Consider the following 12,411-nt stretch of genomic DNA (forward strand, 5'->3'; position numbering starts at 1 on the left):
CTAGCTGTGGAGCTAGAAAGCCGAATAGTCCCCTCACATCCGGCCGGTCGAAATCCTTCCGCAACGTGATCCGCCTCACTCTTCAAGTTCGCGAAACGGATATCCCGACCAAAACGGTTGGGGAGGCGATACTCTCGTCGCCTGATCCCGAAGACAACGATTGTGTAACGTGGCGACGCACCTGTTTCCTACCGGGAGGTACCGCCCGTGCTGTTGACCGAAGTCCGTACCCGACCTGTTCGATCCTTGTTGATCGCCATCGGTCTGACGGTCTCGGCGCTGGCAGTCGCGGGATACCTGCGCGACGCGCTGAACGAGTACCTCATGGATCTCGACGTCTTCCGCGATGCCGGCTGGGCCTTCCTGCACCACACCCCGCTGTACACCGAGGGGTTCTTCAGCCATTCCGGTTTCCGGTTCATCTACCCACCCTTCGCGGCGTTCCTCTTCGCCCCGATGGCGTTGGTGGGCAGCACCGCCCTGCAGGTGTTGTGGACGATCGGACTCATCGCTCTCGTGTGGTGGGTGCTCAAGGTCGTCTACCAGCGACTCGACATGTCGCACCCGAGCCTGATCGCAGCCGCGTCGCTCGGACCGGTGCTGTGGCTCGAGCCGTTCCGCTCCAACTTCACGTTCGGCCAGATCAACATCGTGCTCATGGCACTGGTGGTCGCCGACCTGCTCGGTGTGATCCCGAAGCGCTTCCGCGGTGTCGGCATCGCACTGGCCGCCGCCATCAAGGTGACCCCGGCCGCCTTCGGCCTGATCTTCCTGCTGCGCCGCGACTGGCCGTCGGCATTCCGCGCGCTGGGCGCCTTTGCCGCGACCGTCGCGTTCGGCTACTGGTTACGCCCCGATTCGACCGTCTACTTCTGGACCACGGAGTTCTTCGCGACCGACCGCGCCGGCGACCCGTCGTTCTTCCGCAACCAGGCGCTCACCGGTCTCATCGCCCGTTTCGACTTCTCCGACGGCACCGCCAAGGCGCTGTGGCTGGCCGGCGCCCTGGTCGTCGTGGCCGGTACCGCGTGGGCCGCCTACCGCTTCCTGCGTGCCGACGAGCCCGTGGTCGCGGTGGCCCTGGTGGGCCTGGCGTCGCTGCTCGCCGCTCCGATCGCCGTCACCCACCACTGGGTGTACGCGCTGTTCCTCGTGCCGCTGCTCGTCGCGCCGGCCTACCGCCGCTGGTGGCCCGTGCTGGGGCCCGCCACCGTGGTCTTCCTCATCGGACCCAACCACCTGCTGCGTGAGGCGTCCTCCGGCGGCTGGGTCGAGCAGTTGCTCCTCGAAGTCCTCGGGACCTCGCAGTGCCTGGCCGCGATCGCAGTCTTCGTCGCCGCGATGGTCGCCGCGCGCCATCGTCGCCCCGGTGCCGAGAACGCCGTCGAGCGCGAGGAGACCGTCGCCGCGCCGGCTCAGGTCCAGAACGCCGACGCGACGAGATAGAGACCCGTCCCGACAACGGTGCTCAGCGCGGCGTTGCGTCGCCACAGATGCACCGCGATCGTGCCCGCGAGACCGACGGTCGCGGGTAGCCAGGTCGACTCCCCCACGTCACGCAGTGTGTACATCACCAGGATCACCATGACGCCCGCGGGCATCGTACGGCCCAGGAAATCGACGAAGGCGGAGTTCTTCAGCGCCGACAACGCGAGGAACGGCGCCGCGCGCAACGCGACCGTCACGACGAACATCACCGCCAGAGCGCCGAGGACATATCCGGCGCCGGGCACCGACTCAGGCACGGGCCACCTTGTTCCGGTAGACGAACCGCACGAACAGGCACACCACGAACAACCCGAGCCCGACGACGAGCATCTGGCTTTTCGCGACCAGCAATGCGACGAGACCGCAGACCAGCGCGAGCACCGGCGCCGGCACGTCGCGGTTAGCGCGGAAGGCATCGATCGCAAGCACCGCGAACAGTGCCGTGAGGGCAAACTCGAGTCCGGCGAGCCCGTCGGGGAGCACTGCCCCGATCAACGCGCCGATCGTGCCCGACACGACCCACATCAGCTGGCAGAGCACCTGGACCGTGAGGATGCGGGTACCCGAGAGCGGCTCACGTGCCTTGGGGGCGACGATCGCGTACGACTCGTCGGTGAGCGCATAGACGCCGTAGAGACGCCCGAGCCGGCTGCGGATGCGGTGCAGCGGGAACGACAGGCCGTAGAAGACGTGCCGGAAGTTCACCAGCAGCGTCGCCGCGGCGACCGAGGCGAGCGGCGTGACCGCCGCGATCAGACCGATCGCGAGGAACTCCATCGACCCCGCGTAGATGACGGTGGAGAAGATCGGCGCCCACCACCATTCGAACCCGCCCTGGGTGAGAACCACACCGAACGCGAGCCCCAGCGGGATCAGTCCCAGCCCGACGGCCCAGGAGTCCTTGATACCCGCGCGGATCTCGAGGGTACGACGGTCGGGCATGCTCATCAGGCTATCGCCGGGCCGGAAGTCTCGGCGCCCGGCCCGGAGGAAGGTGATCTGTGTCCACCTCGTTCACGGAGGTCGTGTCCTCCGCCTGGCAGGCCGTGTCGACCGTCGACCAGCCCGCTCCGACGATGGTCGTCGTCGGAACGGCGATCGTCGCACTCGTGCTCGTCACCGTTCGGCCGCTGTGGCTGAAGACCCGCCATGTCGTCACGCAGGCGCACGAGGGGTCGCACGCGCTGGTCGCGGCGCTCGTGGGCCGAAAGCTGTCGGGCATCCGTCTGCACAGCGACACCTCGGGGGTGATGGTGTCGTCCGGCAACCCGCGAGGCCCCGGCATGGTCGCGACCACCTTCGCCGGGTACACCGGTCCGGCCGTGCTGGGATTCGCGGCGGCGACGCTGCTGACCCTGGATCGGCCCGCCGCGGTGCTGTGGTCGATCCTCGCCGCGCTCGCCGTCCTGTTGCTGCTGATCCGCAATCTGTACGGATTCGTCTCGGTGGTGATCGCGGGTGCGCTCGTCGGTGCGGCCGCCTATCTCGGGGACCCGATCGTCCGGTACACCGCGGCGTACCTGATCACATGGGTCTTGCTCCTCGGCGCGACCCGCCCGGTCCTCGAACTCGCCCGCACCCATTCGCGCGGTCGTGGCCGGGGTTCGGACGCCGACCAGTTGCGCGGACTGACCCGCGTTCCGGCGGCCGTATGGATCGCGCTGTTCGCGATCGTCACGGCGGGTACCGCCTTCTACGGCGTCACACGGATCGTGGTGACCCAACTGTCCTGAGTGGCCTCGGGATGCAGGCGGCAGCACGGACGACCGCGTGCAGGCTCGCGGTGAGCACGGAGCGGTGACGCCCCGCTGCCCACCGTGTGTCGTCGCCGCTGCGGAATTCGATCAGGGTGAGTGCGTCGGTGCCGACGCTGCTCTGATGGAGGCCGAGCACCTCGATATCGATGCCGAGACGGGCGAGAGCGTCGGTCGATGCTTCGACGGGACCCACGCCCTCGTGGACACTGCGGTGTTCGGTGCCGCCGATACCCAGCGTGATCGTGGTGCCCGCGTCGGTCACGTCGAAGGCGCGCAGCACCGGTGCACCCGGGACGTCCGGCCGTGCGAGATATGCGGTGTCGAAGATCTCCCACAGTTCGGTCGCAGTGACCTCCCCGCCGCTGGTGTCGGTGTGGTCTTGCACGTGGCGAGTGAAGTCGATCTGGAGCCGACGCGGAATTTCGATGCCGTATTCGCTCTCGAGCAGGTAGGCGACCCCGCCCTTACCGGATTGCGAATTGACACGGATCACCGCGTCGTAGGTACGTCCTATGTCGGCGGGATCGATCGGCAGATACGGTACTCGCCAATCGATCTCGGACTCGGAACGGCCCTCGGCGACGGCGCGTGCCCGGTGCTCGGCGAACCCTTTCCTGATCGCGTCCTGATGAGTGCCGCTGAAGGCGGTGTGCACCAGGTCGCCGACATACGGGTGCCTCGGGTGGATCTCGATGCGATTGCAGTATTCGACGGTGCGGCGGATCTCGTCGATGTCGGAGAAATCGATCATCGGATCGATGCCCTGTGCGTGGAGGTTCAGTGCGAGTGTCGCAATGTCGACGTTGCCGGTGCGTTCCCCGTTGCCGAACACGCACCCTTCGACCCGCTGCGCCCCGGCGAGGACGGCGAGTTCGGCGCACGCGATACCTGTGCCGCGATCGTTGTGCGGGTGCACGGACAGGATCACCGCGTCGCGTCGCGCCAGGTTGGTGTGCATGTACTCGATCTGGTCGGCATAGACGTTCGGGGTCGCGATCTCGACGGTGGCCGGAAGATTCACGATCACCGGCCGTTCGGGGGTCGCGTCCCACAACTCGGTGATCGCGTCGCACACCTCGAGCGCGTAGTCGGGTTCGGTGAGGTTGAAGACCTCGGGTGAGAACTCGAACCGCACGTTCGGCAGGTCGCCGGCCAGTTCCAGGACGTCGCGGCCACCGGCGACGATCAGTTCCGTCAGCGCGGTACGGTCGCGGTCGAGGACGACCTCGCGCCAGGTGGGAGCGGTCGCGGTGTACATGTGGACGACGACCTCGTTGCGGACACCCCGGACGGATTCCACCGTCCGCTCGATGAGGTCGCGACGTGCCGGGGTGAACACCACGATGGTGACGTCCGGCGGCGCGATGTCGGTCTCGACGATCAGGCGCACGAAGTCGAAGTCGGTCTGCGAGGCGGACGGGTAACCGACCTCGATCTCCTTGTACCCCATCGCGACCATCAGTTCGAAGAAGCGGCGTTTGCGGCCGGGATCCATCGGTTCGGCCAGTGCCTGGTTGCCGTCGCGCAGGTCCACCGGCACCCACAGCGGGGCCGCGGTCAGGCGTTGTGTGGGCCAGTTCCGTTGCGTCAGTGGAACCTCCACGCGGGAGTACACATCGCGGTAGCGATGTGAGGACATGGCGGAGTGCCGCTGCCTGTTCCAGACGGGGGCGTCGGCAGGAACCGGACCGGCAGGAGTGGAGATACGCGGGAACGTGCTGGTGCTCATCGGAGAAGTCCTTCGTCGATCGTCGTTACGAGGGACCGGCGCGTGTTCGACTCCACGACGGGGAGCCGGTCCGGCTAGGCCCCGCCGTGGCGGCGAAGGAGAAGGAACGCGAAGGAGCGCATGCCCCGAAGGCTAACATAACTCCTCAGACAAGTAGAGGAGTAGGCGACTCTGCGATGATGGAACCATGACCGTCGTCCGCCGCGAGCCTCTCGCCGACCAGGCCGCCGAACTGCTCCTCGAGCGCATCCGATCCGGAGAATGGCCGCTCGGCGCCAAGCTGCCCGGCGAGACGACGCTGGCTCCGCAGCTCGGCGTCGGCCGCTCCACCGTCCGCGAAGCGATCCGTCAGCTCGCCGGACGCGGCATCCTGACCACCCGGCAGGGCGCCGGCGTGTTCGTCACCGCTCTCGACGCACCCGAGGACTGGACGCGCACGGTCGCGCGCGCCGACATCCTCGCCGTGATCGAGGCCCGCATCGCCGTCGAGGTCGAGGCCTCGGCGCTTGCCGCCGCGCGCCGCACCCCCGCCGAACTGCGGGCATTGAAGAAGTCACTGCGGGAACGCGAAACCCATCGCACGGCCATCGAGGAACACGTCGACACCGACATCGTCTTCCACCGCACCATCGTGGTCGCCGCACACAACCCGATCCTTCTCGACCTGTTCGACGGCTTCACACCCCGTAACCGTCACGCCATGATCGAAATGCTCCGCACGCGCGGCACCCACGGGGACGACGCCGACCACGATACCCACCGACGCATCTACGACGCCATCGCGGACCGTGACGGGGTGACCGCCGCCGCCGTCACCCGCGACCACTTGTCCTCGCTCACGACGGCACTCGGCCGATAGCCGGGCCGGTTCTCTGCGGACGGTTCTCGACCTCCCGGGTGCGGGACGGTCACTTCTCGATCTGCATCGCGACTGCCCTCACCGGGGCCCCGTCGACGCCCGCGAACGGGATCGGCAGCAAGGACACGAGCGGATCCGCGAAGTCGATCGCGTCGAGATTGCGCAGGTTCTCGCAGATGATCGTGCCCGCGTCGGCGAGCACGTGGTGCGCTGCGAGCGTCTCGTCGCCCGTGGGATCCACGCTCGGCGCGTCGATTCCGACCGTGCGGACGCCGCGGTCGAGCAACCACCGGCACGCGTCGACGCTCAGGGCCGGATGCTCGAAATAGCGGCCGGTGCCGAAATACTGCGACCAGCCGGTCAGGACGAGCGCGATGTCGCCGGGACCGATCGCGGGCTCACCCCACATGTCGGCGGTGACGAGCGCACCGGCGTCGACGCGGGCGCGCACGTCGAGCACCACCCCGCGTCCGACGAAGTTTTCCGGTGGCACCGCATCGATCGCGGTGCCACCGCTGCGCACGTGTCGCGGCGCGTCGACGTGGGTGCCGGTCTGCGAACCCATGTCGATGCGCATCAGGTCGAAACCGTCGGTCTCGACGGTGGCGTGCGGAGTGAAGGTCGGTGCCGGATCCCCGGGATAGACCTGGATGTCCGGGGAGACGACGTGGGTCAGGTCGACGATCCGTCGTACGCGCATGCCATCACTCCTGTTCGGGTCAGCCGAAATCGACCTGCCGCTGTGCATTCGCGAGCGCGGTGACCACACCGGTGCCGAACGCACCGAGACGGTCGAACAGCACCGCCGTCCCGACCGCAATACCCTCGCTGCTGATGTGGTTGTCGGCCTCGATACCGACCTCCGGTCCCTCCGGCAGGCGGGACAGCGCCAGGGTGACATCGGAATTGATGTAGCCAACGCCCTTGTCCGACCAGTTGGTGACGAACGACGTGCCCTCACCGACGGTCGCGGTGTTGACGAACGGCGACAGTTCCTCGCCGACGATGATCGGCAGCTGCCGCGACCACAACCGCTTGCGATCGGAGTTCTGGTGCTCCGACCGCACCCGCGTCCACCCCGGGCCGTCGCTGCCGTACCAGGACGAGTGCTCGAGCGGTCCGGGCTGCGTCTCCAGGGAACCGGGAGGCGGGGTCGGGGACTCACCACGCATCCACACCGATCCGGGCGGCGGTGCCGACTTGCGGAGGAAGGTGAGCGTCGCGCGCGCCGACACCTCGCCACCCTGCATCAGGTTCGCGTCGGCGACGCGGATGCGGTTGCCGTCGCGCACCCGGGTGGTGGTGAAGGTGATCGGTTCGTTGCGGACCGGCCTGAAGAGATCGAGCGTGAACCGGGACGGGACGAAACCCTCGACGGCATGGTGGATCTCGAGCTCGCGTGCGACCAGACCGCTCACACACGGCCCGTTGAGCATCGTGTCCGACCACGGGCTGGACGCGTACTTCGTGGGCAGGTAGACACCGTCGTCCTCGGTGAAATAACCGCGGTTCTTGCGCTCGTGCATTCGGGAATTCTCCCAGCACCGGCCGCGGCGCGCTCATCGGGATGCCCCAAGATGGGATCGTGCACGTACACGAACCCGATGTTCCGGCCGCCCGTACCCGCCTGATCGTCGACGTCGACGTCGACACCGGCATCGACGACGCTCTCGCCCTGCTCTATCTCGTCGCGAGTCCGGAAGCAGAGATCGTCGCCGCCCTGTGCACGGCGGGGAACGTACCGGTGGACCAGGTCACCGCCAACACGCTGTCGTGGCTCGAGGTGTGCGGTCGGCCCGATATCGAAGTGGCTGCCGGATCGCAGGTTCCGCTGGTCGCGCCGCTGATGACCACCGAGGACACCCACGGTCCACAGGGGATCGGGTATGCGGAACTCCCCGCCGCGTCGCGGTCGCGGTCGTCGCGATCGGCCGCGCAGGCGTGGGTCGATCTCACCCGCGAGCATCCGGGAGAGCTCACCGGGCTCGTCACCGGCCCACTCACCAACCTCGCCCTCGCCCTGCGCATCGATCCGGAACTGCCGTCGCGGTTGCGTCGCCTCGTGATCATGGGTGGGTGTTTCCATCATCCGGGTAATACGACGCCGACCTCGGAATGGAACGTCGCGGTGGATCCGGAGGCCGCCAAGGTCGTGTTCGACGCGTTCTCGATCGTCCCTCCGGACCGGCGGCCGATCGTGTGCCCGCTCGACGTCACGGAGTCGATCGAGATGCATCCCGAGCATGTCGCGCGGATCGGGGACGTCGTCGGTGTGCCTCGCTCCGGGGAGCTCTGCCCGGACGCCCCGCGCGGTACGCGATCGACGGCCGATGTCCCTCTCGTCCGCCACATCTCCGATGCATTGCGCTTCTACATGGAATTCCACCGTGACCAGGGCCTGGGCTTCCTCGCGCACGTGCACGACCCGTTCGCCGCAGCGGTCGCGCTGGGCACGGTTCCCTACACCTCCCGGCCCGCGGCGGTCGACGTCGAACTGGACGGACGGCTCACCCGGGGAACGACGGTCGCCGATCTGTCCGGTATGTGGCAGAGGACGCCGAACGCGGATATCGTGGCGGGCACCCGTCCGGCAGAGTTCTTCGATCATTTCGTCGAGCGGGTGGGATCGTACATTCGCGACTTGAACCTACCCCCGAGTAAGAACTAGCGTCGACAGCGCACAGTTCGGGGACAAGGAGATAAACGTGGCACAGAAAGTGCGCGTCCAATATTTCGACGATATCGACGGCCAACCGATCATGGACGGTCTGGCACAGTCGTTCCGCATCACGGTCGACGACGACGAGTACGAAATCGACCTGCGGCCGGCGAACGCAGACAAGTTCCTGGCGGTACTCCGCCCGTGGCTGCACGAGAAGGCACCCGAGAAGCCCGCATCGAGCACCCGCACCATCACGCCGAAGCAGACGGTGGCAAAGGCCCGCACACGGACGGCGGGAACCCACAAGGCGATTCCGCCCACCCGATCGCCGGAGCAACTGGCCGCGATCCGACACTGGGCCCGTAACAAGGGTTACGACGTCAGCTCGCGCGGCCGGATCCCGCGGCACATCCTCGAGCGGTTCGAAGCCGCTCACTCCTGAGCATCACCCCGCCGCCTCCGCGGCAGGCCATGAACGCCACCGACGACCGGTGCCGCCTCGTCACGCGACGAGATGGTGCCGGTCGTCGCGTCGGATGGTCACCGCAGCGACGATCACGCCCACGACCACGCCGATGACGGTGTCGGCGACCCGGTTGACGGCGAGACCCGGACCCGCGTGCTGCCCGAGACCGGTGAGCAGCAACGCCATCGTCGTCACCCCGACCGAGGCGAGCCCGTAGTTCCGGGTCACCGTGAGTTCGGTGAGCGTCTGGAACAGCGCGGCGGCCGCGACCACCGGCCAGTAGCCCAGGTCGAGCGCGAGCAGCACGGCAGCGATCATCGCGCCGCCGACATTTCCGATCAGCCGCTGGATGCCGCGCTGAACGGTGTTGCGGTAGTTCAATCCTTGCAGCGCAGCCATGGCACCCATCGCAGCCCACAGCGGATGGTCGAGCCCGATCAGTGCGGCGAACGACGCGGCGAGCAACGACGCCACGAAGATCCGGGCCGCTCCGATCAGCACGAGACGGTCGAGCAGACGACCGCATCCTTCGCGGACGAAGCCGGGCGGCGTCGGTAGCACCGGCTGTCCCTCGGCATCGACACGCGGAATCTCGATGTCGCGCCGCGCCTTCCGAAGTTCCTTCTCGAATCGGGCGAAATCGTCGCGGCGGGTGCGGGAGGTGTCGTGCGCCCCGCTGTCGAGCACCGTCTCGGCCGCATCGAGCAGGGCGGCCAATTCGTGGACATGGGCGCCCGGACGTCGCGGGGCGTTCAGCGCGACGGTCTCACGCGCCCTACGGATGCTCTGTCGCGCAGCGGGAACGGCGTCCGCACCGTGGATTTCGACGGCGGAGACCGCCGCGAGGGCACGCGCGACCGCCAGACGGGCGGGCGTGTGGGGATGGGAGAGTGCAGGCAGCATCGCAATGACATAACCGAGCAGCGCACCGATGGTCGCCGCGGCGGTGACCAGGCCCGCGTCTCCCCATGTGTCGGAGAAACCGGCGGCGCCCGCGGCCGCGAAGATGAGGATCACCGGGCCGGGGCCAATGAGTGAGAAGGCCGTGAACACCCAGTACGCGACGGCCGAACCCAACGAGAGCACGACGATCTGCACCCACAGCGGGGCGCCCATGGCGCCGAGTGCAGCCCCGAAGGCGGTGTAACCGGCGATGCCGAGGCCTACCCACGGAAGGCGCACGGCCAGACGCGGATACGGCTCGTATCGCAGGAAGGCACTGGTGAGTGCGCCGAGGGCGGCGAAGCCGGCCACCTGTCCGTAACCGAGCAGACCGCCGCCGACGAGAGCGAGCATCGTCGCGAACCCCACACGCAGCGCCACGGCCACGGTCGGGTCGCCGCGCCGCACTTCGAGGGCGTCCTTCCACGCGCTCGCCGACAGCGGATGCGCGAGCGCTCCCCGGGTGTGACGGAGCTGAGGGCGGTCGTCGAGTCGGCGGTCCAGCATCCGTCCACCATATTACTTCACTGGTAAAATATCTATGAAATTGTTCGTCCGCTGCCGTTAGACTTGCCACATGCCCTCCGAGACACCCCAGCCCGATTACGTCGATCGCGTACGTCTCGGATGGACCGCTCACTACCCCGACCTCGACCTCCGCCCCATCGACGTGATCGGCCGCATCACCCGCATCGGGTCGCTCGCGCTCACCTACTTCGATCGGGAACTCGAAGCGAGCGGCATCAGCCGCAGCGAGTTCGAGGTCCTCAGCGCGCTCGCCCGCAGCGACCATCCGTTACGCGCCAGCGAGGTCACCTCGATCACGGGCATCTCCGGCGCGTCGACCACGAAGCACACCGAGCGACTCGCCAAACTCGGTCTCGTCGAACGCAAACGACTCGAACGCGACGGCCGCGTCGTGCTGCTCACCCTCACCGACGACGGGCGCGCACTCGTCGAGAAGGAATTCCCGCGACGCCTGGCACGCGAGCGGCAGATGCTCGACGGACTCGACGACGACGAAGTGCAGGTCCTGTCCGACCTGTTGCGCAAGGTCGTCCGCAACGTCGAGAACCACTATCCGGCCTGATCCCCGGAACAGGTCAGGGCATCTCCTGCGTCTCGGCCCGTTCGATCTCGCTCACGGCGCGGCGCAGATACGCCTCGGGAGCCACGCGGCGCGCAGCGACGAGATCGTCGACGACGAGCAGACCCGCGGCCAGATACTGCTCGGGACGGATTCTCGGGCGTTCGGCGTCGGGATCGGACACACCGAGTGCACCGGTGAGCACGGCGACGACGGCGTCGGGCTCGAGTGACGGCAACCATCGCAGCCCGGAGCGGACCGAGCGTTCGAGCACGGCCTGTACGTCCTCACCGGCGAGTCCGTCGGGATGCAGTTCCTCGAGCAACTCCCGGACCATGCCCGCGTGCACGGCTGTGACCTGCTCGTAAGGCAGGTCGACCAGTACCGCGACCGCCTCGCCGAAGGGCTCGGCCGACTCGCTGCGGGCAGCGGCGAGCGCATCGGCGGTGGCCGTCGCGATCTCCCGCGGCGTTCTCGGCCAGTGGTCGGGCCACACAGCGATCTCCTGTCCTTCCTCCGGACGCCCGGTCACAGACGTTCCTGCAATGCGAGCGCGTCGTGCGGTGCATAGCCTTTCATGTCGTTGTCGAAGTACACGTAGACGTCCCTGCCGTCGCCGAGCCATCCGCGGATCCGCTCGGCCCACACGTCGAGGACCTCGGCGGTGTATCCACTCGCGTACAGCTCCTTGTCGCCGTGCATCCGCACGTAGACGAAATCACTCGTGACGTCGGTGAGGAACGGGAACTTTCCGGCCGTGTCGGCGACGACGAGCGCGATGTCGTGCGCGCGCAGCAACTCCACGGCCTCCGGGCTCGCGAGGTCGGGATGCCGCACCTCGACGGCGTGACGCAACGGACGCTCGGCGTCCACCTCCACCCACACCCGGTCGTCGGCGAGCTTGTCGGTCTGCCGGCGGGCGAGTTCGCCGGCGGCCGTCGTCGTGCGGGGCAACCGGTCGAAGAACTCCGCGAACCTGGCCTCCTCGAAACCGAGGGTCGGCGGGAGCTGCCACAGCACCGGACCGAGCTTCGGGCCGAGCGCGAGTACGCCGGAGGCGAAGAAATTGGCGAGGGCGTCGTCGACACCCGCGAGCCGCTTCATATGGGTGACGAACCGCCCGCCCTTGACGGCGTAGACGAAGTCGTCGGGTGCGGCGTCCCGCCACGCGAGATAACTGCTCGGGCGCTGCAGCGAGTAGAACGAGCCGTTGATTTCGATCGATCCGAACCGCTGGGCGGCGTATTCGAGCTCCCGGCGCTGGACGAGTCCTTCCGGGTAGAAGTCTCCGCGCCAGCCCGGATAGCGCCATCCCGATATCCCGATCCTCGCCGCGGCCACGTTTCCGAGCGTAACCTCGGCTTCGATTCGGCACGCGCAGCACCACAACCGCGCTTATCCTCTGGGCTACAAGATCACAT

General features: G+C 67.7%; 14 protein-coding genes. 6 read left to right on the forward strand and 8 right to left on the reverse strand.

What is annotated here, in order from left to right; genetic code table 11:
* Positions 1-207 precede the first annotated feature (207 nt).
* On the forward strand, positions 208-1,446 hold the full coding sequence (locus LPH33_RS23940) for a glycosyltransferase 87 family protein (RefSeq protein ID WP_229566387.1): 1,239 nt from the start codon (positions 208-210) through the stop codon (positions 1,444-1,446).
* Here the strand turns inward: LPH33_RS23940 and LPH33_RS23945 are convergent.
* Together LPH33_RS23945 and LPH33_RS23950 are read right to left on the reverse strand one after the other, a co-directional pair.
* On the reverse strand, positions 1,416-1,745 hold the full coding sequence (locus LPH33_RS23945; protein ID WP_059382666.1) for a branched-chain amino acid transporter permease: 330 nt from the start codon (positions 1,743-1,745) through the stop codon (positions 1,416-1,418). The genes LPH33_RS23940 and LPH33_RS23945 overlap by 31 nt on opposite strands.
* Complete coding sequence (locus LPH33_RS23950) at positions 1,738-2,436, reverse strand: AzlC family ABC transporter permease (protein ID WP_006553140.1); 699 nt, start codon at positions 2,434-2,436, stop codon at positions 1,738-1,740. Before LPH33_RS23950 ends, LPH33_RS23945 begins: the two co-directional genes overlap by 8 nt.
* Positions 2,437-2,489: 53 nt before the next feature.
* On the opposite strand from LPH33_RS23950, the gene LPH33_RS23955 reads away from it, so the two are divergent.
* Complete coding sequence (locus LPH33_RS23955; RefSeq protein ID WP_064062433.1) at positions 2,490-3,221, forward strand: M50 family metallopeptidase; 732 nt, start codon at positions 2,490-2,492, stop codon at positions 3,219-3,221.
* Here LPH33_RS23955 and LPH33_RS23960 read toward each other — a convergent pair.
* Positions 3,190-4,974 (reverse strand): 2-isopropylmalate synthase, encoded by a 1,785-nt coding sequence (locus LPH33_RS23960; protein WP_229566388.1) that lies wholly within the window; start codon positions 4,972-4,974, stop codon positions 3,190-3,192. The genes LPH33_RS23955 and LPH33_RS23960 overlap by 32 nt on opposite strands.
* 187 nt (positions 4,975-5,161) lie before the next feature.
* Between LPH33_RS23960 and LPH33_RS23965 the strand changes: the two genes are divergently transcribed.
* Positions 5,162-5,833, forward strand: coding sequence for a FadR/GntR family transcriptional regulator (locus LPH33_RS23965; protein ID WP_006553137.1), 672 nt, complete (start codon positions 5,162-5,164; stop codon positions 5,831-5,833).
* A gap of 49 nt (positions 5,834-5,882) precedes the next feature.
* On the opposite strand, the gene LPH33_RS23970 is transcribed toward LPH33_RS23965, so the two are convergent.
* Both LPH33_RS23970 and LPH33_RS23975 read right to left on the reverse strand, forming a co-directional pair.
* Positions 5,883-6,533, reverse strand: a complete 651-nt coding sequence (locus LPH33_RS23970; RefSeq protein WP_229566390.1) for a cyclase family protein — start codon at positions 6,531-6,533, stop codon at positions 5,883-5,885.
* Between the two features lie 19 nt (positions 6,534-6,552).
* The gene (locus LPH33_RS23975) at positions 6,553-7,359 is read right to left on the reverse strand and encodes an acyl-CoA thioesterase domain-containing protein (protein ID WP_060652613.1); all 807 of its coding nucleotides are present in this window, start codon (positions 7,357-7,359) and stop codon (positions 6,553-6,555) included.
* A 41-nt stretch (positions 7,360-7,400) separates the two neighbouring features.
* Here LPH33_RS23975 and LPH33_RS23980 point away from each other — a divergent pair, with 41 nt between their 5' ends.
* Entirely contained in the window at positions 7,401-8,501 is a 1,101-nt protein-coding gene (locus LPH33_RS23980; RefSeq protein ID WP_229566391.1) for a nucleoside hydrolase, read from the forward strand.
* Between the two features lie 37 nt (positions 8,502-8,538).
* Positions 8,539-8,937 (forward strand): histone-like nucleoid-structuring protein Lsr2, encoded by a 399-nt coding sequence (locus LPH33_RS23985; RefSeq protein WP_229566393.1) that lies wholly within the window; start codon positions 8,539-8,541, stop codon positions 8,935-8,937.
* A gap of 60 nt (positions 8,938-8,997) precedes the next feature.
* Here LPH33_RS23985 and LPH33_RS23990 read toward each other — a convergent pair whose 3' ends face one another.
* Entirely contained in the window at positions 8,998-10,410 is a 1,413-nt protein-coding gene (locus tag LPH33_RS23990; RefSeq protein WP_229566395.1) for an FUSC family protein, read from the reverse strand.
* A 70-nt stretch (positions 10,411-10,480) separates the two neighbouring features.
* Between LPH33_RS23990 and LPH33_RS23995 the strand changes: the two genes are divergently transcribed.
* On the forward strand, positions 10,481-10,993 hold the full coding sequence (locus LPH33_RS23995; RefSeq protein WP_016692600.1) for a MarR family winged helix-turn-helix transcriptional regulator: 513 nt from the start codon (positions 10,481-10,483) through the stop codon (positions 10,991-10,993).
* Between the two features lie 13 nt (positions 10,994-11,006).
* On the opposite strand, the gene LPH33_RS24000 is transcribed toward LPH33_RS23995, so the two are convergent.
* Both LPH33_RS24000 and LPH33_RS24005 read right to left on the reverse strand, forming a co-directional pair.
* On the reverse strand, positions 11,007-11,522 hold the full coding sequence (locus LPH33_RS24000; protein WP_229566397.1) for a hypothetical protein: 516 nt from the start codon (positions 11,520-11,522) through the stop codon (positions 11,007-11,009).
* Positions 11,519-12,331 carry a DUF72 domain-containing protein gene (locus tag LPH33_RS24005; RefSeq protein ID WP_229566398.1) on the reverse strand — a complete coding sequence of 271 codons (813 nt, stop codon included), beginning with the start codon at positions 12,329-12,331 and terminating at the stop codon, positions 11,519-11,521. Before LPH33_RS24005 ends, LPH33_RS24000 begins: the two co-directional genes overlap by 4 nt.
* Positions 12,332-12,411: the final 80 nt, after the last annotated feature.

It is taken from the genome of Rhodococcus sp. RDE2 (assembly GCF_020885655.1).
Taxonomy (GTDB): domain Bacteria; phylum Actinomycetota; class Actinomycetes; order Mycobacteriales; family Mycobacteriaceae; genus Rhodococcus; species Rhodococcus pyridinivorans.